General features: G+C 41.5%; 19 protein-coding genes. 5 read left to right on the top strand and 14 right to left on the bottom strand.

Going from position 1 to position 21,144, the window contains the following annotated elements; genetic code table 11:
- Window positions 1–299 precede the first annotated feature (299 nt).
- Complete coding sequence (locus ACZ42C_RS01225) at window positions 300–689, top strand: YhjD family protein (RefSeq protein WP_461180247.1); 390 nt, start codon at window positions 300–302, stop codon at window positions 687–689.
- Here the strand turns inward: ACZ42C_RS01225 and ACZ42C_RS01220 are convergent.
- Entirely contained in the window at window positions 637–1,155 is a 519-nt protein-coding gene (locus ACZ42C_RS01220; RefSeq protein WP_461180248.1) for a competence protein ComK, read from the bottom strand. The two genes, ACZ42C_RS01225 and ACZ42C_RS01220, sit on opposite strands and share 53 nt — an antisense overlap.
- Before the next feature lie 398 nt (window positions 1,156–1,553).
- Window positions 1,554–3,092 (bottom strand): fatty acid--CoA ligase family protein, encoded by a 1,539-nt coding sequence (locus ACZ42C_RS01215; RefSeq protein ID WP_461180249.1) that lies wholly within the window; start codon window positions 3,090–3,092, stop codon window positions 1,554–1,556.
- A 228-nt stretch (window positions 3,093–3,320) separates the two neighbouring features.
- Between ACZ42C_RS01215 and ACZ42C_RS01210 the strand changes: the two genes are divergently transcribed.
- Entirely contained in the window at window positions 3,321–4,853 is a 1,533-nt protein-coding gene (locus ACZ42C_RS01210; RefSeq protein ID WP_461180250.1) for a multicopper oxidase family protein, read from the top strand.
- A 181-nt stretch (window positions 4,854–5,034) separates the two neighbouring features.
- Here ACZ42C_RS01210 and ACZ42C_RS01205 read toward each other — a convergent pair whose 3' ends face one another.
- The 3 genes from ACZ42C_RS01205 to ACZ42C_RS01195 form a co-directional block, all read right to left on the bottom strand.
- Entirely contained in the window at window positions 5,035–6,195 is a 1,161-nt protein-coding gene (locus tag ACZ42C_RS01205) for an acyl-CoA dehydrogenase family protein (RefSeq protein ID WP_461180251.1), read from the bottom strand.
- A gap of 156 nt (window positions 6,196–6,351) precedes the next feature.
- The gene (locus tag ACZ42C_RS01200) at window positions 6,352–7,347 is read right to left on the bottom strand and encodes a lipoate--protein ligase (RefSeq protein ID WP_461180252.1); all 996 of its coding nucleotides are present in this window, start codon (window positions 7,345–7,347) and stop codon (window positions 6,352–6,354) included.
- A 74-nt stretch (window positions 7,348–7,421) separates the two neighbouring features.
- Entirely contained in the window at window positions 7,422–8,150 is a 729-nt protein-coding gene (locus ACZ42C_RS01195) for an MBL fold metallo-hydrolase (RefSeq protein WP_461180253.1), read from the bottom strand.
- Between the two features lie 152 nt (window positions 8,151–8,302).
- Here ACZ42C_RS01195 and yhfH point away from each other — a divergent pair, with 152 nt between their 5' ends.
- Together yhfH and pepF are read left to right on the top strand one after the other, a co-directional pair.
- Window positions 8,303–8,431, top strand: coding sequence for a protein YhfH (gene yhfH / locus ACZ42C_RS01190; RefSeq protein WP_461180254.1), 129 nt, complete (start codon window positions 8,303–8,305; stop codon window positions 8,429–8,431).
- A 152-nt stretch (window positions 8,432–8,583) separates the two neighbouring features.
- Entirely contained in the window at window positions 8,584–10,398 is a 1,815-nt protein-coding gene (pepF, locus tag ACZ42C_RS01185) for an oligoendopeptidase F (protein ID WP_461180255.1), read from the top strand.
- Window positions 10,399–10,974: 576 nt separating this feature from the next.
- Here the strand turns inward: pepF and hemY are convergent.
- The 4 genes from hemY to ACZ42C_RS01165 all read right to left on the bottom strand — a co-directional run bounded on the left by hemY (window position 10,975) and on the right by ACZ42C_RS01165 (window position 16,679).
- Window positions 10,975–12,378 carry a protoporphyrinogen oxidase gene (gene hemY, locus ACZ42C_RS01180; RefSeq protein WP_461180256.1) on the bottom strand — a complete coding sequence of 468 codons (1,404 nt, stop codon included), beginning with the start codon at window positions 12,376–12,378 and terminating at the stop codon, window positions 10,975–10,977.
- Complete coding sequence (hemH, locus tag ACZ42C_RS01175) at window positions 12,378–13,313, bottom strand: ferrochelatase (protein ID WP_461180257.1); 936 nt, start codon at window positions 13,311–13,313, stop codon at window positions 12,378–12,380. The genes hemY and hemH overlap by 1 nt, the downstream gene beginning before the upstream one ends.
- A 21-nt stretch (window positions 13,314–13,334) precedes the next feature.
- A complete protein-coding gene (gene hemE / locus ACZ42C_RS01170; RefSeq protein ID WP_461180296.1) occupies window positions 13,335–14,372 on the bottom strand; it encodes a uroporphyrinogen decarboxylase in 1,038 nt (345 codons plus the stop codon).
- 156 nt (window positions 14,373–14,528) lie between these two features.
- Window positions 14,529–16,679 (bottom strand): transglycosylase domain-containing protein, encoded by a 2,151-nt coding sequence (locus tag ACZ42C_RS01165; protein WP_461180258.1) that lies wholly within the window; start codon window positions 16,677–16,679, stop codon window positions 14,529–14,531.
- A gap of 151 nt (window positions 16,680–16,830) precedes the next feature.
- On the opposite strand from ACZ42C_RS01165, the gene ACZ42C_RS01160 reads away from it, so the two are divergent.
- Window positions 16,831–17,337, top strand: coding sequence for an antibiotic biosynthesis monooxygenase family protein (locus ACZ42C_RS01160; RefSeq protein ID WP_461180259.1), 507 nt, complete (start codon window positions 16,831–16,833; stop codon window positions 17,335–17,337).
- Between the two features lie 106 nt (window positions 17,338–17,443).
- Here the strand turns inward: ACZ42C_RS01160 and ACZ42C_RS01155 are convergent, their stop codons facing one another.
- The 5 genes from ACZ42C_RS01155 to liaF all read right to left on the bottom strand — a co-directional run bounded on the left by ACZ42C_RS01155 (window position 17,444) and on the right by liaF (window position 21,004).
- The gene (locus ACZ42C_RS01155; RefSeq protein ID WP_461180260.1) at window positions 17,444–17,923 is read right to left on the bottom strand and encodes a thioredoxin family protein; all 480 of its coding nucleotides are present in this window, start codon (window positions 17,921–17,923) and stop codon (window positions 17,444–17,446) included.
- Window positions 17,923–18,357 (bottom strand): disulfide oxidoreductase, encoded by a 435-nt coding sequence (locus ACZ42C_RS01150; RefSeq protein WP_461180261.1) that lies wholly within the window; start codon window positions 18,355–18,357, stop codon window positions 17,923–17,925. The genes ACZ42C_RS01155 and ACZ42C_RS01150 overlap by 1 nt, the downstream gene beginning before the upstream one ends.
- Window positions 18,358–18,517: 160 nt before the next feature.
- Window positions 18,518–19,159, bottom strand: coding sequence for a response regulator (locus tag ACZ42C_RS01145; protein WP_461180262.1), 642 nt, complete (start codon window positions 19,157–19,159; stop codon window positions 18,518–18,520).
- 37 nt (window positions 19,160–19,196) lie between these two features.
- Entirely contained in the window at window positions 19,197–20,237 is a 1,041-nt protein-coding gene (locus tag ACZ42C_RS01140; protein ID WP_461180263.1) for a sensor histidine kinase, read from the bottom strand.
- Window positions 20,238–20,248: 11 nt separating this feature from the next.
- The gene (gene liaF / locus ACZ42C_RS01135; RefSeq protein WP_464891358.1) at window positions 20,249–21,004 is read right to left on the bottom strand and encodes a cell wall-active antibiotics response protein LiaF; all 756 of its coding nucleotides are present in this window, start codon (window positions 21,002–21,004) and stop codon (window positions 20,249–20,251) included.
- Window positions 21,005–21,144: the final 140 nt, after the last annotated feature.

Genomic DNA, 21,144 nt, shown 5'->3' with positions numbered 1-21,144 from the left:
GCATTGGCAATTCAATGGGCTGGAACGGCCTTCTCTGTTTTTATTTTCCCCTATCATTCATCCCTTATGCTTCAAGTGGTCATACGTTCTTTTCATTGCATCCATTCAAAGGTATTTTCCTTGATAAAACTGTTTTCAAAGAACTTCTAACCACTCACACTCCCCGACATGCCATGCCATAACAACGGAAGAGCTACTTTCTTTTCATTGTTGTATAATTTTTCTATTGTATTTTTCCGTTGGGATTGCATATAATGTAAACAAGAGAACACTTGTTCCTTTATTGGAGGGAATTAACTATGCGGTATCTTCAGGATGATGAATCAAGGGTTATGATTCGTTTCCTCTTTTTATCCATGGCCATGGTCGTCATCGAGCAGGACATGGAGCATGTGGAAACCGGTTCATTTAAAATTAAAGAACCTTACCGGCAGTTGTTAAAAGAAATGCTGCTTATTGCTTCAGGTGAACGAAAACAGTTGAGGAAAGTCATGTTGCAGAAAAAAATGCAAGTGGTGAGGCTGCATAAAAATGATTCTTTTACCACCTATTTATTTGTCTGTAAGGGAATGGAAGAAAAAAGAAATTTTTTTAATCCGGCAATCAGAAAAAAGGTGGAAGAAATATTGCAGGAGCTTATGCATAAGGCTCTGCTACCATCCCGGGAGTATGTTTCTTCAAATACTTGATTCGATGGTCCAGTATATAACGAAACTGTGCCGTCCGCTGGATTTGATTTTGAATCGACCCATAGGAGACGTGAAGGTACACCCGCTGAGTATTTTTTAATATAATTTCCGTGCCTTTACCTGCTTTTTTTACATGTTCAATATGGGAATGGCCAATCCACGAGCAGAAGGTGTTAAGCGGAGATGTTGTCGGAAAGAAATACATACCACTCAAGGGGTCAATCGCAATTGGGGATTTGTAATTGATCCCGCAAACATCCCGTGTTCCTTCCTGTCTGCCTTTCAGACTGGATCCAAAAAATTTGCAGGCCTGTTCAATCACCTTGGTTGGAGAATGCGCGACAATATATTTGGTCTCCTCCTCAAATATCTGTGAAGCGATATTGCCATTTCTGTCACGATGTGTAATAACAGCCATCGTTTCGGGAGTAACTTCCGGAGTTTCATCACATAAATTGTAAAACATCCAATCAATCCTTTCATTTTAACAATGAAAAGAAAGTAGCTATCTACCAATCTACCAAATTTGACCGCAAAAAGAAAGAAGAAAGATTGAATTTTTTAAAATATTTTAGATTTTTATGTTTTTCTATGCTCATCCTTCTCTTTGTTTTCAAGTTGCTTGGTTTCAGCAACCGAAAAGTCAGGGTTTAATAAAGTAAAAGTAGCCAATTCCAGATTATTTTTTTCCTTATTCACTTTGCATACACTCCTCTTTCCATAGTATGGCTTATTTTTAAATAATTATACCTTTCCTGATGAAATGTCTTAGATTCGTGAAGGGCCTTATTTTTTCTCTTTTCAAGAAAAAATTGGGGAGCAGCGTCCCCAATTTATGTTCACAGTTAATATATGTTTGTAATGTTAATTTGTTACTTTGTCCCGAAGATTTTTTCGGAGTATTTTTCCTGTTGTATTTTTTGGCAGTTCATCAAGAAATTCTATCTTTGCCGGAACCTTATAGGTTACCAGCTGCTCTTTACAATACTCTATTAAATTCTCTTCCGTTAATTTTGGATCATCAGCCACAACAAAGCTTACGACAATTTCCCCGCTTTCTTCATGTGGCGCCCCGATCACGGCCACTTCACTGACGTTCGGATGAGAATAAAGCACTTCCTCCACTTCTCTCGGATATACATTATAACCACCAACGAGGATCAAATCTTTTTTCCGGTCCACAATATAGAAATATCCTTCATCATCCATACGTGCCATATCCCCGGTATACAGCCATCCGTCCTTTAACGTCATCGCTGTTTCTTCCGGCAGTTTGTAGTATCCAAGCATTACATTTGGCCCGCGGACGATTAATTCCCCAACTTCCCCGGGCGCCAGTTCTTCCCCGAATTCATCCACCACCTTGTTCTCCACATTGACAATGCTTTTTCCGATGGAACCCGGTTTCCGCGGACGATCCAACGGGTTGAAACAGGTTACCGGAGAAGCTTCGGAAAGACCGTATCCTTCCTGAACCTGTACATCAAAGGTTTGTTCAAATTCTTTTAGTAAAGCAACCGGCATGGAGGCTCCGCCGGAAATAAACAGGCGCATATTAGAGAATATACCCTTATTTTCTTTCCCGCTTTGCAGTAAATAATTATACATGGTAGGTACACCGGCAAATACAGTCGCATCATATGCTTCTGTCAAACGGAATACTTCCTGCGGGGAGAACTTAGGAAGAATAACGACCGTTCCCCCATTCATCAGTGGAGCATTCAATGCAACCGTTAAACAAAAGACGTGGAACATCGGCAATGCAGCAATGACTTTATCATCTCCGCTGATAGCCAAATAATCAGCTGTATCCTTGGCATTGGAGTAAAGATTTTTATGGGATAGCATGGCGCCTTTTGGCCTCCCGGTCGTTCCCGACGTATAAAGAATGAGTGCTAAATCATCCTCGTTCAATTCTGGTCCCTCAAAATGGGTACTGCCATCCTGGATCAGCTGTGTAAACGATCTCAATTTTGGCTGCAGGGAGCTTTCTTCCAGTTTTACATCACTTCCTGATTCACAGGATATGTAATGGTTTACATTTTGCAGATCTTCTTTCATGGCCTCGAATTTTTCAAGTAATACATCCATAGTAATTACTGCCTTCACATCGCCATTCTTTAAAATAAACGTCATTTCATGCGGTGTGTATAATGGGTTAATTGGTATCACAACCAAACCCAACCGGAGCGCTCCGTAAAGAGCAATGATAAAATACGGGCTATTTCCTACCACCAATGCAATATGGTCACCTTTCCTATAACCCAATTCTTCCATTCGTGATGCAAACTTTCTAACAGATCCTTCCAACTCCCGATAGCTTGTTTCTTTGTCCTGAAAAATATACGCTGTTTTATCAGGCATATTTTTTGCCGTAACAGCCAATTGGTCACTTAGATTCATACGTCACCTCTCCCCTGAATGAATAATCATTCATTTCTTTGTTGCCATTTAATTATAAATTACTAAACTATAATATTCAAGTGGAAGCAAACCGATCGATCGCTCCATTTGACAAAACCAGAAAGTTCATATTTTCTGGTGGGACGAGCATTGAGCCCAGTACCCCGCCCTTCCATTTTTCATGTGTGATGCATTACTTATAAGTAGAAAGAAATGGAGGTGAATATATTGCGTCCAAAACTGGAAAAGTTTGTTGATGCCCTGCCTATGGCAAGGGTTGCAAGACCAAAAAAGCGTACGAAAGAAGGGACTCATTATGAAATAACAATGGAGCAGTTCCGTAAAAAATTACATCGGGATTTACCGCCAACAACTTTATGGGGCTATAACAGACAATTTCCCGGACCTATCATTGAAGCATTTCGGGATGAGCCAGTCCATGTAAAATGGCAAAACAATCTGCCAAGCAGACATTTATTGCCAGTTGATAAATCCATTCATCAGCTCGATCAGCTGCCGACCGTCCGAACCGTTGTACATTTACATGGTATCGAAACCAAGCCTGACAGTGATGGCCATCCGGAAGCCTGGTACACGAGAGGATATAGAGAAACAGGAGACTTCTTCACACGCAAGACCTTTACGTATCCCAACCATCAGCGGGGGGCATTACTTTGGTATCATGATCATGCGATGGGTATCACGCGTTTGAACGTATACGCCGGACTTGCCGGGATGTATATTCTTCGGGATGAACATGAAAAAGCATTAAACCTCCCTTCAGGAGAATACGAAATACCGTTAAGCATTACTGATCGCAGCTTCAATCGCGATGGTTCATTATTTTATCCATCACAGCCTGACGATGCAGAAGAAAACTTTCCTAACCCTTCTATCCTGCCTGCTTTTTTAGGTGATGCAATTCTTGCAAATGGAAAAGTCTGGCCATATGTGGAGGTTGAACCGCGGAAATATCGCTTCCGTATTTTAAACGGATCAAATACAAGAACTTATCAACTTCACCTTGACTCTGGTGATACACTGCATCAAATTGGCTCTGATGGAGGTTTGCTGAGAAGACGTGTTGATATGAAAGAAATTGGATTACAGCCTGCAGAAAGAGTTGATGTCATTATTGATTTTTCAAAAGCTGAGGGAAGAACCATTGTATTAAAAAATAACTTAGGTCCAAACGCTGATTCGGAAGATGATATGAGCAATATTTTGCAATTTCGGGTTACAAAGCCATTAAAGCATAAAGATTTAAGTAAACTGCCGACAAACTTATCTGTAATTCCTTCTCTCAAACAAAATAACATTTCTGCCCTTCGCAATTTGAAGTTAATGGGCGAAACAGATGAATTCGGCCGACCTGTGTTGATTTTAAACAATAAAAAATGGCATGATCCGGTTACAGAGAACCCTCGGCTCGGTGCTACAGAGATTTGGGCTTTTACAAACGTTACTGCCTTTTCCCATCCAATACACATCCACCTCATACAATTTCAAGTACTGGATCATCAGCCATTCGACCTCGAACGATATAACCTGGATGGAAAAATTAATTTCACCGGGCCACCACAAGCACCAGCACCTAACCACCGAGGACTTAAAGATACAATCGAAGTGCCCGCAGCAACAATAACCCGAGTCATCGCTAAGTTCGCACCATACGCCGGTGAATTCGTCTGGCATTGCCATATATTAGAACATGAAGATTATGACATGATGCGACCCTACCTCGTCAAAAAAGATAAATAAAGCTACAAAGGGACACGGTTTGCAATGAAAACCGGTCCCTCTGTACCTGCAGCAAATAACTTTTACATTTGCAGCCAGCTATTTGGTATTCTAGGTGGTCGCCTATTCCTATACGGCAGAAGAGCATACATTTTCTTCAACGATTCACACAAATGCCCGAAGAGGTTACCTGAAAATTTTTCTATTTAGCATTGTTTTTGATCGATTGATCAGCTAGCTGCATGATCGTCATATCATCCATCGGAGGATTGTGCAAACCAGCCCGCACATCCCGATAATACCGCTGCAGATTGCTTTTTTGCGACAAACTGCGCGCACCGACAATTCTCATGGCAAGATCCACAGCCTCTACCGCTTTGTTCGTAACAGATAATTTTACTGCCCCCAGTTCCGGCCCCATTGTTTTTCTTACTTCTTCACTGCTTTCATCCCACTTTTTGGCGATGGAATGGAGAAAATGTTGGGATTCCATAAGCAGCAATTCGATTTCGCCCATTTTCTGTTTTACATTCGGCAATTCGGAAATGGTGCCGGTAATACTGTTTGGCGAATAGCCTGTTGCAAATTCCACCGCTTCTTTTTGTGCAGCTTGCGCAATTCCCAAATAGCAGGCAGGAATATGAAGCAGCCACCCGGCAGGAGTTCTTTTCTTTGACGACAGCATTTCTACAAGATCATTTTCTTCCACTTCCACATTTTCCAAAACCAGGTCGTGACTGCCGCTGCCGCGCATGGCAATCGAGTCCCATGTTTCTTCCACTTTCACGCCAGGACGGTCCCGTCTGATAAGGAAGCTGCCTACTTTGTCTGTCCCTTCTATCGAGGCGCTGACCGCAAAGTAACGGAGAATCGGGGCCATGGTAGTAAATGTCTTTCGACCATTGATCACCCACCCGTTTTCCCCTTGCTTTGCACTTGTTTCCGGCCTGCCTCCCCGTGTTGGGCTTCCCGTTGCCGGTTCAGTTGCTGCATTATTAAACAGTGCCCCGCTTTCTATGACCTCTTTCGCTACAGAAGCGTATGTTTCTTCTTTCCAAACGTCGTTTTCCCCCAGGTGTTTCATTAATCCCATATGCCATCCTATGGATAATGCGGTCGAGCCATCCGCCTTTCCGAGTATTTGCTGATAGGTTAACATTTCATTCAGGGAAATACCTCCACCTCCATATTTCTTTGGTATCGTTAAGGCCGGGTATCCAATCGTTTGCATATCTTCAAAGTTTTCAAATGGAAACGTGACGTCCTGATCATGCTTTTTCGCACGGTCACCAAAAGAGGCAGCTGTTTTGGCCAGGAGTGTTATTCTTTCTTCTTTTGTTTTAAGATCCAACATATTTGTCATCACTTTCATCCTCCATCCTGCTTAAATCCATTTAATCTTAGTAAAACAATATGTATAATCCTTTTCATTGTTTCACGATGAATAATAAAATTCAATTCTTTCACATCACTGCAATATGAAAAGTCAGACTGCCCAATAAAGCAGTCTGACTGAACTTTAATAGATAAGATTAATGAAATCTTCCTTGGTTATTTTTCCAAGGTAATGAGGCACATCAACATCTTCCAATGCTTCCTCAATAGCCTGACGGTTATGCCGGACACCTGTTAATTTGTCTTCAATAACTTTCACTTCCCCTATACCAAAGAAATCACCGTATATTTTACAGTTTTCAATGATACCCTTTTTCACATCCAAACGAACGTCCACCAGACCGGCGTCAAATTTATGGGATTCCTGAATATTGAAATCAGGAGACTTTCCGTAATTCCAGTCCCACTTTTGGTAACGTTCTTCAGATATTTTATGGATATTTTTCCAATCTTCTTCCGTTAATTCATAGCGGGGAACCTTTTCCACATCTTCCACATCGAAAACATAACGTAAAATCAGTTCTTTAAATTCCTGCATGGTGATTTTTTCATCCATATATTCAGAGATATTGGCCACGCGGCTGCGGATGGATTTAATACCTTTTGATTCTATCTTTTCTTTCCTGACTTTTAAAGCTGAAACGACATTTTCTATCTCCGAATCAAGCATTAAGGTTCCATGGCTGAACATGCGACCTTTAGTCGAAAACATCGCATTTCCGGAGATTTTTCTGCCTTCCACAGCCAGGTCATTTCTTCCCTGCATTTCTGCCGGTACTCCATGCTTATTTAACGCTTCCACCATAGGCTTGGTAAACTTGGCAAAATTTTGGAAGCTTTCCCCGTCATCTTTTGTAATAAAGCTGAAATTCAGATTGCCTTCATCATGGTACACCGCACCGCCTCCGGACAGGCGGCGGACTACTTTAATATTGTTTTTATCAACATATTCCGTGTTTATCTCCTCAATCGTATTTTGATTGCGGCCGATGATGATCGATGGCTCATTTACATAAAATAAAAGATATGTATCTTTCTCTCCAAAATTCTGTAAAATATATTCTTCAATGGCAAGGTTAATGCGTGGATCGGTAATACCTTTATTATCAATAAATTTCATAATGTGCCTACCTCCTGATTTTATCTATAATTTAATTGTAATGTAAAAGATTTTTTGAATCAAAAGTTTCAGCTCTATTTCCACACCAAACCTTCTTCAGCCAGCCGGATTTTCCCTTGATAATATTGTTTGGCTTCTTCCATTAATTGCTGATGATTGCCAAATTGAGGCAAATGACTGAGCATTAATTCTTTGACGGCTGCTTTTTCTGCTATTTTACCGCCTTCCTCACTCGTCATATGCCCTGCCTGTGCAGCGTTTCCTCCAGCATAGAAATTACAGTCTGTAATCAGGAGATCGGCATCCGCGGCAAAGTCAAACCATGCTTCCTGATAAGAAGTATCTGCTGTATATACAATTGATTTCTCTCCATCGGTAATCCGCATTCCATAGCAAGGCACTGGATGGATTGACTTTTGAAAAGTAATGAAGAAGGGTCCGATCTTCAAACTTCCATCAGGGTCATAGGCGTACCCTTCCGTAAATTTATGGGATAAAGATTCAAAACCTGCACGATCTTCCTTATGTCCATAAACAGGGAGCACTTTCTCCTCCTCTGTTACATAATAGTTCACCAATCTGGCATATTGCAGCACACCAATGTCTGCAATGTGATCCTGATGGTAGTGTGAAATGATAACAGCATCCAGATCTCCCGGTGATATATAATTTTGCAGTTTTGATAACGAGCCACTCCCGGCGTCAATCATAAGAGAAAAATTATCTTTCTCTAATAAATAACAGGATGTAGCCCCATTTTTGGCAGGGTAACCACCCCAAAACCCTATGACTGTCAGCTTCATTGTTAGTCCTCCTATGTCTTTTGTATATAAATATAGTATAACCTTCCAGCACAATGATGAAAAATTTTTAAAAATGTTCTAATACAGTGTTGCAAAATACGCTCTGTTGTAATACAATATAATTAATCAAACACAACGAGGAGGATTTACAGATGGTAAACGTCGTTGAATTCTTTAGAAACCTGCCCAAGAAAAAATGTAGTAAATGCGGTCATGACATGCATGAGAAAGCGGATTGCTACGGCAACCTATGCGATGATTGTGATCATCCTGCGAGATAGGAGTTCCTTGTGAAAGCCATTGTTATAACCTAAACTGTTATACCGATCCAAATTTTAAAACAGCTGTTTTATAATAGCTGTTTTCTTTTTGGCTAAAAACCGATGAAATGATATAATTATTTTTAGTTTCGAAATAATTACACGGAAGGGGAATGATCATGTCTACCGCAAAAAGACAGACTCGCTCGGAAGTATCCGAGGAACAAACATGGGATTTAACAGATCTATTTGCATCAGAAGAAGCTTGGAATACAGCGTTACATAAATTGCAGGAAGATGTACATCTTGTTGAACAGTATAAAGGTAAATTAGCTGACGGAGCCACTATGCTGCTCAACTGTCTGGAAGCATTGGAGTCTTATCAGGAGCGGCTCGTCCGGGTGGCAACATATGCCAATTTACGGGCAAGCAGTGATGGGAGTAATCCTGATAATCAGCGTGATGCAGCTATCGTCGCAGCGTCTCTTGCAGAAATCAGTACAAAATTATCCTTTTTTCAATCAGAATTGCTGGAAGTCCCTGCAGATAAAATAAAACAGTTTTTGAGTGAGGAACCAAAACTGCAAAACTATGAAAAAGTACTGCAGGATACTTTGGAAAAAAAACCATATACACTGGCTCCGGAACTGGAGGAAACATTGGCTGCACTAAGCGAAGTGCATGACGCCCCCTATATGATTTACAACCGGAGTAAATCTTCAGACATGGAATTTGAGGCGATTAAAGACCAGGACGGGAAGGAACACCCGATGTCAGCGGCATTATATGAAGATCGCTATGAATTAACTTCAGATACCACATTGAGGCGCAATGCGTATAGATCCTTTACCAAAACATTAAATCAGTACAAAAATACGATTGCAGCGAATTACGCCACTGAAGTAACGAAACAGATTACCATGTCGCGTCTCCGTTCCTATGATTCCGTGACAGATATGCTCCTTCAGCCGCAGCAGGTAACGAAGGAGATGTATTATAATCAACTGGACGTCCTGCAGCGGGCGCTTGCACCACATATGAGACGGTATGCCAAGCTGCTGAAAGAAAAGCTTGGACTGGAGGAATTGCGTTATTCTGACCTGAAAGCACCCATTGACCCGGAGTTCACTCCTGTCACAACGTATGAAGATGCAACTTCCACGATTTTGGATGCACTCGAAGTCATGGGGCCGGAATATACGGAAATAATGAAACGTGCGATAAATGAACGCTGGGTGGATTATGCCGATAATGTCGGCAAAGCGACCGGTGCCTTCTGTTCAAGCCCTTATGGTGTTCATCCGTATATACTCATCACCTGGACTGATAACATGCGAGGGGCATTTGTTTTAGCACATGAGCTCGGCCATGCAGGACATTTTTATCTGGCGGGAAAAAACCAAACATTGGCAAACACCCGTCCTTCCACGTATTTTGTGGAAGCACCATCTACTTTAAATGAATTGCTGCTCGCCGACCATTTAAAGAAAAATACCGATGATCCAAGAATGAAACGCTGGATTGTCTCTCAGCTTTTGGGAACTTATTACCATAATTTTGTCACCCATTTATTGGAGGGGGAATTCCAGCGCAGAGTGTACACGCTTGCTGAAGAAGGGACACCTTTAACAGAATCGGTCCTGACCCGGCAAAAAAGAGAAGCACTGGAAGACTTCTGGGGAGATGCGGTGACATTCGACGAAGGAGCAGGGCTTACTTGGATGCGCCAGCCGCATTATTATATGGGACTTTATCCATACACCTATTCCGCCGGCTTAACAGTATCTACCGCTGTCGCTCAAAAAATCCGGACGGAAGGTGATCAGGCAGTTGATCGCTGGCTTGACGTACTTAGATTAGGAGGAAGCTTGAAACCGTTGGACCTGATTAAAAAAGCAGGTGTGGACATGACAAATGCTGAAACCATTCAACAGGCTGTAGCATTCGTCGGTTCCCTGGTGGATGAATTGGAAAAAAGCTATGAATAATTAACCGGTAACTGTTATTGGGATGAGGCTGGGACATAACTTTAACGTCTAGAAGAAAATCCGGACAAATCATGGTGATAGAGTATCACCGGCCGCTCTGGTAATACACTTCGCTTTCACCACGGGCACAAGTGCGACATCTAATCAAACTCCCGTTGGTCGTTTTCTTAGTGTCTTCTTTGCCGCAGGCGGCTGATGAGCCTCCTTGCCCCGACAAGGGGTATGCCGACGTTGCCCGCAAAGGGCGTTTTTAGTCGGCCTTCATTAATGTTGCCCTGCGGGGTCTCATCGATGCCTTTTATCCTGCTGGGCAAGTGGTTTGTTTGGTTTTTTCTCCAATAAAGTTAGTTATGTCCCAGCCTCACTTTTCTTGCTTGGGGAGCATATATAAATACGATGATTTTCTTTGAAAATGGACTTTATAAAATGATAACAGACTTTTGTCGAGCTAATCTTACACTATTATGTCCTACATTAACTCCATATAGAACATTTTTTAAAATAACAATGCAGGAAGAATAACGACCCACATAGGAAAAAAACAGCAGAGAAGTTCCCTTCCCTGCTACTTTCAAATTATTTATGCAAATAATTCAGCACCTCTTGCACAGCCTGTTCTCCCTGATTGATACAATCCGGGATGCCTACTCCTTCAAAAGAGCATCCTGTTAAGAATACTCCCGGAATCGACCGTGCTGCCTCGTTCCGAACTGCGGAAATACGCTCTTTATGGCCAACAGTATACTGCGGCATCGCGTTCTTCCACCTTGAAACGACACTGAATTCCGGATCTTTTTTTATCTTCATTGTTTTGCGCAAATCATTTAAAACAATATCCGTAATTTCCTCATCCGAATAATTGACCACGTCCTGATCATTCGGTCTGCCGACATACGCACGAAGGAGCACCTTTCCTTCCGGTGTCGTGGCAGGCCATTTTTTATGTGTCCAGGTACATGCGGTGATGCGGTGATCACTGTTTCTGGAGACGACAAAGCCGGTGCCGTCAATATCCTTTTTAATGGCCGACCGGTCAAATGCCATGGCAACGTTTGCTACAGATGTAGCCGGCATATCGTTTAATGTCCTGAAAAAATCATACTGGCTGAACACTTTTGGAATGGTGTGATGCGGCGTCGTCATGACAACCGCATCTGCTTTTGCCACTTCGCCATTGCTTAAAAGCAAATGATACAATGTATCTTTTTTCTCGATATGGTCCACTGCCACATTGACATTCACTTTTACATCAGTCAGCTTTTTCTCCATTTCTTTCACAAGAACTTCAAGCCCTTCTGCAAAGGAAAAAAACATCCCGGGCTTTTTGCCCGCCGGCTTTTTTGGGGCAGGCATGCTTTCCTGCAATCCTTTAATGAGACTCCGATGCTTCTGCTCCAGATGATAAAAGTTTGGAAATGTTGCCATGAGACTCATATCATCAATATCGCCTGCATAGATCCCTGATAATAATGGTTCAATAAGATTTTCCACAAGCTCATCACCAAACCGGCGGCGGAAAAAACCGCCCAATGACTGGTCACTGACTGCTTTCCCCTTTGGCAGCACATAATCAGCACCCGCCCTCAGTTTCCCTTTCATGGAGAAAATACCCGAAAACAGAAATGGTTTTGCCTGTGTTGGAACTCCCATAAACGAGCCGCTCGGCATTTTATGCAACTTGTTGCGGACTAAAATATAAGATTGTCCTGTTCCATTGCGAATTAGTTCATCTTCCAATCCAAGATCCTTTGCAAGCTTTACAGCAGGCTCTTTTCTTGCCAGAAAGGAATCCGGTCCTTGTTCAATGATGAAGCCGTTCTTTTTTTTCGTTTTTATTTTCCCGCCCAAGCGGTCACTTGCTTCAATTAATTGAACAGAATAGGGGAGGCTATGCTTCCTGATTTCCTTCTGCAAATAGTAGGCAGCGGATAAACCTGTTATCCCGCCGCCTACAATCACTATATTTTTATTATTTGCCATTATGCTTCACTCTTTACTTTTCTTAATACAACATCCCTCAGTGTATCTATAAATTGCGAATCCGCATTTGGCATGTCCGGCCGGTAGTAATTTGCACTGATCTCATCACATACCACTTTACATTCATAATCATTATCATATAAAACTTCCAGATGATCTGCTACAAACCCGACAGGTGCATAAACGTAGGATGTATAGCCTTTTTGCTCAAACAGATCCCTGGTTAGATCCTGGACATCCGGGCCGAGCCATGGGTCCGGTGTATTTCCTTCACTTTGCCAGCCGACTTCATAATTTTTCACACCGGCCTCTTTTGCAATTAATTCTGCTGTTTCTTCCAGCTGCTTCACGTATGGGTCGCCATCTTTTAGAATTTTCTCGGGTAGACTGTGCGCAGAAACAATGAGTACTGCTTTTTCCCGCTCAGTGTCATCCATGCCGGAGTATATGTCTCTAATGTTATCGGCCCAGAACTTAATAAACCCTGGTTCATTGTACCAACTTTCGACAGATTTAATATTTATTTCATGCTTATCGGCTTCTTCCTGTGCCCGGCCATTATAAGACTTAACACTAAACGTGGAATAATGCGGAGCGAGCACAATGGAAACAGCTTCTTTAATGCCGTCCTTCGCCATTTCCTCCACAGCATCTTCAATAAATGGCGTAATATGTTTTAATCCGATATATGCTTTAAACTCAATTTCATCCTGTGCTTCATTCACACTTTTTTCAAGTGCATATGCCTGCTCTTCTGTAATTTTCGCGAGTGGCGAAATTCCACCTATTGCCTTATAACGGTCCTTTAAGTCCTGAAGCGCACCCGGCTCAGGCTTTCTTCCATGACGGATGTGCGTATAGTATGGTTCGATGTCTTCTTCTTTGTACGGTGTCCCATAAGCCATCACAAGTAATCCCATTTTTCTTTTTTCCATATTCAAGCACCTCTTTTATCATTATTGCTGTTTAGAATGTGAGTGAATTAACTCCGTTAGTTTTTTTAATGTAGCAGGCTTAATATCCGGTGTAACACCATGTCCCAGATTAAATACATATCTTCCCTGCTCTTTGCCTTCATCAAGTATATCTTTTGTACGGGTTTCAATAGTTTCCCAATCCGATAGTAAAATGGCTGGGTCCAGATTACCCTGCAGTACTTTCGTTACTCCCATTTGACGTGCTTCCGTGATGGAAGTTCTCCAGTCCAAACCAATCACATCAACCGGAAGATCATTCCATTCCATTAAAAGATGTCTTGCTCCTACGCCAAATAAAATAAGGGGGACGTTTTCCTCTTTTAGTTTCGTAAAGATCCTGTTCATAATCGGTTTAATAAACACACGATAGTCGGGTGCGTTCAAAACGCCTGCCCATGAATCAAAAACCTGAATTGCTTTGGCTCCGGCTTTAACCTGGGCTTTTACATAAGTTATGCTCATGTCTGCCAGCTTATCCATTAACGCAAACCATGTTGCAGGGTCACGATACATTAAAGATTTAGTTTTACTGTAATTTTTGGAAGGGCCACCTTCAATCATATAACTGGCTAATGTGAATGGTGCTCCTGTAAAACCAATCAGCGGTACTTCAAGCTGCTCTTCTGTTAGTAGACGGATCGTGTCCAATACATAGGGCACATCGTTTTCCGGAATAATTTTCCCAAGCATCTCAACATCACGCATGGTTTCTATCGGGTTATGAATAACCGGCCCAATGCCTGATTTGATTTCCACATCTATTCCAAGCGCCGGCAGCGGTGACATAATATCTTTATACAAGATTGCTGCATCCACACCATACTGCTCGACCGGCAGCCTGGTCACATAAGCACAAAGCTCCGGCTGATGCGTAATTTCAAACAAGGAGTATTTTTCTTTGAGCTCCCTGTATTCAGGCTGTGACCTGCCGGCCTGACGCATAAACCAGGCGGGGGTGTAATCTGTTTTTTCCCCATTATAAGCTCTTAGTATCGTATCATTTACATTTTTCACTATTATTTTCACCCTTTAAGTTGTTATCAACCATTATTAACTATATCTTTTCCCATTACAAATGTATAGGTAAGTGAAAAGATTGTCATGAATTTGTCTCATTTGTTACCTATTATAGGCAAACAAATCATTTATGAGTACAGAGGAGATCATTATTCGCTACCATGCAAAAGATACGGCAGGAGATCTTTTCCCTTCCTCTTTTGTCAATGGATTGAAGGGGACGACATAATAGCTTCCTGAATTAAATAATGCTCGATCTATTGTATATTCTGTTTCTCCTTCGATTTCTCCGACTCGTTTATCAATGCCATCCCTTTCCTCGTATATACGATACACGACCCGATCGTCATCAGAGCCCTGCCATTTTAATATCCCTTGCACGAGAGAAAGACTTCCAAATGCATATGTTGCTTCTATTTCGGTCACTTCCGGCAATTGAATCGGTTTAGGCAGAGCTCTTACATTTTCTGGCCTAACAAAGCTGTCTGCCAGCGGCTGCTGTTTATCCACCTCCGTTAAAATAGCCTTTGTCAGTTTCGTAGCATATTCACTTCCGCCTGTCAGATAGTGATCTTCATCCAAGCGATCGTATCCTATCCATGAAGCTGTAACGTATTCCGGTGTGTATCCAGCAAACCAGGCATCATTCGTTTTCCCTTCCACAAAAGGGTGCTGGGTAGAACCAGTCTTACCGGCCAGTGCCTTTTCATAGGTACCGGCAGAGGCTGTTCCCTTTTCTACGGTTTCCATTAAAATTTCCGTCATATTCCAGGCTACCTGCGGAGTAAACACTTCTTTTGTTTTCGGATTTGCCTGGAAGAGTAACTCCTGATCTTTACTGTAAATCCTTTCTATCGTATAGGAATCAATCACCTCACCATATTTTGAAAAACCTGCGTAGCTTTCCATTAATTGCTTCGGCGTGATCCCTTCTGACAATCCCCCCAAAGCAATGGCTAACCCGTCATCTTCCAACATAATATCCATTTTCTGTAAATAGTTTTTGGCATATGGTATGCCAATTTGGTCCAGCAGCCACACGGACGGAGCGTTTTTTGAATACACAATGGCATCATACAATGTTACCGCTCCATCATAAGTATTTGTAACATTGGAAGCACTGTAGCCATCATATTCCGTTAATTGGTCCGGTATGAGTGTATATGGTGTAAATTGCTCATTTTGCATCATGGCAGGGCCGTAGACAGCAATTGGTTTTATCGTGGATCCAGGCTGCCTGTTTACAGTAACTCTATTCAAGTCCCCCAGCTGATACTCCCTGCCGCCAATTGCTGACACAATTCTGCCTGTTTCCTGCTCCATCATAACAAATGCGCCTTCCACACCATCCCTATTTCCTGGGAAATAGTCATCCTTCTGAAATTGGCCATAGGCCGCTTTTTGTGCAGTTTCATCCACGTTAACGATAATCCGATATCCCCCGCGGCGTATTTCTTCTGCTGATAAATCATGTACTTCCCGGGCTTCTTTCATGACCAAATCTATATAGCTGTCCATCCATGGGGATGCCTGTTGGTCTTCAACATTTAAACCAAGTGGTTTATTTTGTTCCTTCATCTTTTGTTCCATCGAAAGTAATCCAGTATCTTCCATGGAATGAAGTACAATATTTCTTCTTTCCAACGCTTTTTCCGGATATTCAATCGGTGAATAACCGTTGGGCGCTTTTGCAAGACCTGCCAGCATTGCACCTTCTGCTACTGTTAAATCTCCTGCTGTTTTGGAAAAGAAATAATTAGAGGCTGCTTCCACACCGTATAATCCATTACCAAAATAAATCTCATTTAAATATAATTCCAATATGTGGTCCTTGGAATACTGCTGTTCCAGATATATGGAGGCCATAACTTCCTTTGTTTTCCGCATCCATGATTTCTCATTGGTTAAGAACAGGTTTTTAGCCACCTGCTGTGTAATGGTGCTGGCCCCTTCCAGCTTTTCCATGGCGATCAGGTCCCTGGCCAACGCCCTGACTACAGACCTGAAGTCAACTCCCGCATGATCGTAAAACCGTCTGTCTTCAATAGAAATAAAAGCCTGCTGCACATGTTCCGGAATCTGATCAATAGGCAGAATGAGCCGGTTTTCATTATACAGCTTTCCAACCACTTCGCCTTCTCGTGTTTCTATGGTTGTGGCAGCATCCAATACCAGATTCTCTTCATCCACAACAAGTCTTCCGCCAAATAAAATGAATGAAAAACCAATTAAACCCAACAGAAGAATCAATCCTGTGGTAAATAAAGCCCACTTCATTTTCTTTGGTATGTTAAAATATTTATTCATGTTTATGTGTTCACCTCTACACAATGTCCTTTATATTATACGATAGATTAAGAGATACATAAAGTATCAGGGATTAATGTTAAAGATTTGACTAACCCCTGTTTTTCTGAAGTATTATATAAGTAGAAGGAAAAGGAAAGGAGCTTTTCAGATGAAAGCCTTTATGACAAACGGCACCGAAGATTTTTTGAAAAAACTGATGGGTAAGCACCCAAAGATTAACTTTCATTTCATGAAAAATGCGAATGGCGCACTTTCCTACTATGAAGGTGAAAATAAAAAAGTCTTTTCTGCTGGGCGGCAATATGAAGTGGTCATTCAAACAGGAGAATTTCAGGAAGAAGGATATGTGGTGATGAATAACATCACCGTCACCAAGGATGGCAGAGCGCCTTTTGAAGATAGGTTTAAAAGGCGAAAAAATAAAGTGGAGGATATGCCAGGTTTTCAGGCTTTTCGCTTTCTAAGACCAAAAAAAGGAAATACTTACGTAGTAATGACCCAATGGAATTCTGTCAGCGATTTTGAAAACTGGAAGGAATCCGATCAGTTTAAAAAGGCACATAAAGATCAGTCAACGAAACCCCCTGCGTATTTTGCCGACAAGCCTTTTATTACCACATACCATATGCGTGTGGAAGAAGAGGAAACGGAATGATACCAGCCAGACTTATGCAAAAGTACGTACCCTCCCCCCCTAACAATACCGGCAGAAGAAGAAGCCATCAGCTCCCTAATAGCTGATGGCTTTTTACTACGTTCTATTAATTATGCACATATTCATCAAAGAATGCCTGGAACTCTTCTTCGGGACGCTGACCAACGATACGAGCTACTTCTTCCCCATTTTCATAATGTATGAGAGTTGGTGTTGATTCGATGGCATAACGCCTTCCTTCCTGTCCGAATTCCAATAGATTAAATTGCTTCATATCGATATTGTTCTCTTCGGCAAGCGGCTTCAGATACGGTGTAGTTTCCACACAGAATTGACAAGTCGGACTAAAGAAATATACTGTCACGTCTTCCCCGCTGTCGACCTGTTCACTGAGTTCATCCGGCAAAATAATATTATCATAATTTGGATCTCCCAATTGGTCAATGGTCGGCCCCTCCAGGTCGGTTGTTCCATATGGATTATCATTTGTTTCCAACGCCTGGTTATTTTGGTAAGTAACGACAAAGTATAAGGCACCAAATAAAACAACTATTACCCCAACAAAGATTAATACTTTCTTTTGCACTAACTTTTCCTCCTTTGCTCTTTCAATAGGAGCAGATGTAAAATAAATATAACGACAAATGCTGTACCCGCCAGAAATGGAATGGTAATAAAACCAAAGTAATTCACATACTCGAAATTACATGGGATGAGTCCACATGCATCACCTGCACCTTGCAATACTGGCATTTTTTGCACCAGGTAATGATATAAGGAAACAAGCATCCCGATCCCACTTAAAATTAAACCGGGTAAAGCAATGGATACTTCTTTTTTAAACATGGCTACCCCGTAAATCACAACAAGCGGATACATGAATATGCGCTGTACCCAACACAATTCACAAGGGATGTATCCTAAAACTTCCGAATAAAACAGACTGCCTGCCAATGCAATAAATGCCTGCGCCCAAATCAGCATCAGCAGGTTTTCTGCCCGCTTCGTCAAATTCGACATAGGCAAGATTCCTCTCTTAAGTGTACATTAGTATTATACAAACAATACCGGATAAAAACAAAGGGCTTGCCCAATATAATTCTTACATTTCATTGAACAAGCTTATTATACTTTAATTATACAAGGTTACATTTAGTAAGTAAAAGGTCTTATCTTATTTTTATCCATCTACTTCCCCGATCAGCTGATTTTTGTGGGCGTAAACAGCTGCCTGTGTCCGGTCATGGACTTCCAGCTTGGACAAGATATTGCTTACATGGGTTTTCACTGTTTTAATACCAATGTACAGCTTCTCACTAATTTCCTGATTTGTCATCCCATTTCCAATACAAATCAGTACCTCCAGCTCTCTTTCCGTTAAGTCATCATGCAGCTTCCTTTTTTCCCTGCGAAAATTAGTCATCATCTTACCAGCTACTTTCGGTTCAATTACATTTTCTCCGACTGCTGCTTTTTTTATAGCATCAGCAATCTCGGTGGCGGAAGAAGTTTTTAAAATATAGCTGAACGCCCCTGCTTCAATAGCCGGAAACACCTGTTCATCATCATAGTAGCTTGTAAGAATTATAATTTTACATCCCGGGTGTTTTTCCATTACCTGCTTCGTTGCTTCGATCCCTGTTCCATTCTCCATAATTAAATCCATCAGCACCACTTCCGGTTTTTTTTCAACAATTAACGCTGCCCCTTCATTGCCACTGGAAGCTTCCCCGATTACATCAATGCCGTCCTCTGTTTGCAGGTATGCGATGATGCCCTTTCGAACTACCTCATGATCATCCACTACAATTACACTGACCAATTTCTCCACCCCATTTATTAAATTAAGAGCATTCCGATTACAATGGAATACGTATATCAATATACGTCCCCTCATCCAATTTTGTACGTATGGTAAACCTGCCCCCAAGCTCCTCTGTTCTTTCACGCATTGTTTTCAGTCCATAGGAAGCTTTTTTTCCGGAATCGTGCTCCAAATCAAAGCCTTTTCCATTATCTCTAATATGTACAAATAATTCCCTTGCTTTTGCCGATACCTCTATTTTAACCAACGTGGCATTGGCATGACGCAAGATATTTGAGAGCGCTTCCTGCACAATCCGAAATACATGCTCTTCCACCGTATCCGACAGTATCAGGTCTGATTCAAGTTCCAGCTGGAATTCAATACTGCTTTTTTGTTTCAGCTCTTCGACCAGCTTTTGAATACCTGTTGAAAGTGAGTCACCGGATAATTGGACAGGCCTCAGATGCAAAAGCAACGCACGCATTTCGGTCTGTGTCTGTGAACCTGCTTTAACTACCTCTGTCAATTGTTCTTTCGCTTTTTCCGGGTGTTGTTCCATTTGTCTAAGCGCCGCTTCCGACATCATCGTAAGTGCAAAAAGCTGCTGACTTACTGCATCATGCAGATCCCTGGCCAATCTCTGTCTTTCTTCAATAACGGCAGACTTATGTGCACTTTTCGCCAATTCCGACTTTTCATCAGCCATTCGCTGCAATGATTTTACTTGATCCTGCAGCTTTACTCCCAGCTCATTTAATTCATCCCCGATCCTGGTAATCTCGTCGTTTTCTTCAAGAAAATCAACACTCGAACCGTATTGGCCATTTGCAAATTGTTTAATTACAGCTGAAATGGCGTTCAACTTTGATTTCATACCGCCGCTTGTTGCAAAACTCGTGTATAAAGCAATAACGATACCCAGCACAAACTGCAGCGAAATAAATAAAAAAATGCTGCCTGCTGTCAGCCATTTCGGTTCAAATAGTACATAGACAGTCAATAGTATAGCCAAAATCGTTACAGTTGTAATAAACCATCCATTTAAATGAGAGCGGATAAAAAGGAAACGGACACTGGAAAATTTTTTCTTCATTTTAAACCCCTCTATGCCTGATCAATTCGAATCGATCCGGCTTTTAATTTAATGGTAAAATCGATTTTTTGTATAGCAGTATCATAGTTGACTGTTTCATATTGAAGTGATCGCTGAATTCCATCCTGTCGTTGTCCGACAATTTCAATCTCGCCTGCTTTCACCGACGCATCCACTCGAAAGTCCACATTCTCAGGTAAAATTATATTTACATCCCCTGCGAGTGAATTAATCATGATCGGGATTTTTTCTTCAGGGATAAAAGCTTTTGTAAAATCAAAATAATAATCTCCTGCCATATTACTTATGTTCATCGGCTCCACCTTCCAATTCGGTGAATTATATTCATGGGAGCCAACAAAAGATTTGCTCGGACTGTAATATGCTTTCTTCCCCCCATTGTTTTTCAGTACAACCACTCTGTTCGATGAAACCCCGAAAATCATAAAACCAATATAAACAATCAATAAAGGCCATAATTTTAAGACATCACGAAAGACAAAAGAAATAACATCGAACCGGTCAAGGAGCAACAATGTGCCAAAGATAAGAAAAAAGGAGCCGAATACCCACGTTCCTCCCTGCCTTTTTAAATAATCAATCAGCCATTTAGAGCCGATGACTACAAAAAACACCGGATAAATGTAAGCCCATACCGTACTGAAATCATATTCTACTAAACCCAGATTAGTAAGGACGAGCACTATTCCAACAACAACGAGAAATATGGCCAGAAAATAACGGATAAATCTCCTCAATTTATTCACCCCTTTCAACATACTAACAATATAAACTTCAGGACAGATAGCAGTTAATGAAATAATTATACCATTATTAATGATAGTGACGTATGCCATTTACTTCAACAGCAATAAATAAGGCGGTATTCCAATCGTTTCCGAGAAAT

It is taken from the genome of Virgibacillus kimchii, from assembly GCF_055379185.1.
This window is presented reverse-complemented; position numbering and strand designations above follow the sequence as displayed.

What these genes read in the sequence shown, in the direction of transcription:
- hemH (WP_461180257.1), bottom strand. Translation starts at nt 13,313, where the DNA reads ATGGAAAAAAGAAAAATGGGATTACTTGTGATGGCTTATGGGACACCG.
- ACZ42C_RS01195 (WP_461180253.1), bottom strand. Translation starts at nt 8,150, where the DNA reads ATGAAGCTGACAGTCATAGGGTTTTGGGGTGGTTACCCTGCCAAAAAT.
- hemY (WP_461180256.1), bottom strand. Translation starts at nt 12,378, where the DNA reads ATGGCAAATAATAAAAATATAGTGATTGTAGGCGGCGGGATAACAGGT.
- ACZ42C_RS01200 (WP_461180252.1), bottom strand. Translation starts at nt 7,347, where the DNA reads ATGAAATTTATTGATAATAAAGGTATTACCGATCCACGCATTAACCTT.
- ACZ42C_RS01225 (WP_461180247.1), top strand. Translation starts at nt 300, where the DNA reads ATGCGGTATCTTCAGGATGATGAATCAAGGGTTATGATTCGTTTCCTC.
- ACZ42C_RS01215 (WP_461180249.1), bottom strand. Translation starts at nt 3,092, where the DNA reads ATGAATCTAAGTGACCAATTGGCTGTTACGGCAAAAAATATGCCTGAT.
- ACZ42C_RS01165 (WP_461180258.1), bottom strand. Translation starts at nt 16,679, where the DNA reads ATGAATAAATATTTTAACATACCAAAGAAAATGAAGTGGGCTTTATTT.
- ACZ42C_RS01150 (WP_461180261.1), bottom strand. Translation starts at nt 18,357, where the DNA reads ATGTCGAATTTGACGAAGCGGGCAGAAAACCTGCTGATGCTGATTTGG.
- yhfH (WP_461180254.1), top strand. Translation starts at nt 8,303, where the DNA reads ATGGTAAACGTCGTTGAATTCTTTAGAAACCTGCCCAAGAAAAAATGT.
- ACZ42C_RS01220 (WP_461180248.1), bottom strand. Translation starts at nt 1,155, where the DNA reads ATGTTTTACAATTTATGTGATGAAACTCCGGAAGTTACTCCCGAAACG.
- ACZ42C_RS01160 (WP_461180259.1), top strand. Translation starts at nt 16,831, where the DNA reads ATGAAAGCCTTTATGACAAACGGCACCGAAGATTTTTTGAAAAAACTG.
- pepF (WP_461180255.1), top strand. Translation starts at nt 8,584, where the DNA reads ATGATCATGTCTACCGCAAAAAGACAGACTCGCTCGGAAGTATCCGAG.
- ACZ42C_RS01140 (WP_461180263.1), bottom strand. Translation starts at nt 20,237, where the DNA reads ATGAAGAAAAAATTTTCCAGTGTCCGTTTCCTTTTTATCCGCTCTCAT.
- ACZ42C_RS01205 (WP_461180251.1), bottom strand. Translation starts at nt 6,195, where the DNA reads ATGACAAATATGTTGGATCTTAAAACAAAAGAAGAAAGAATAACACTC.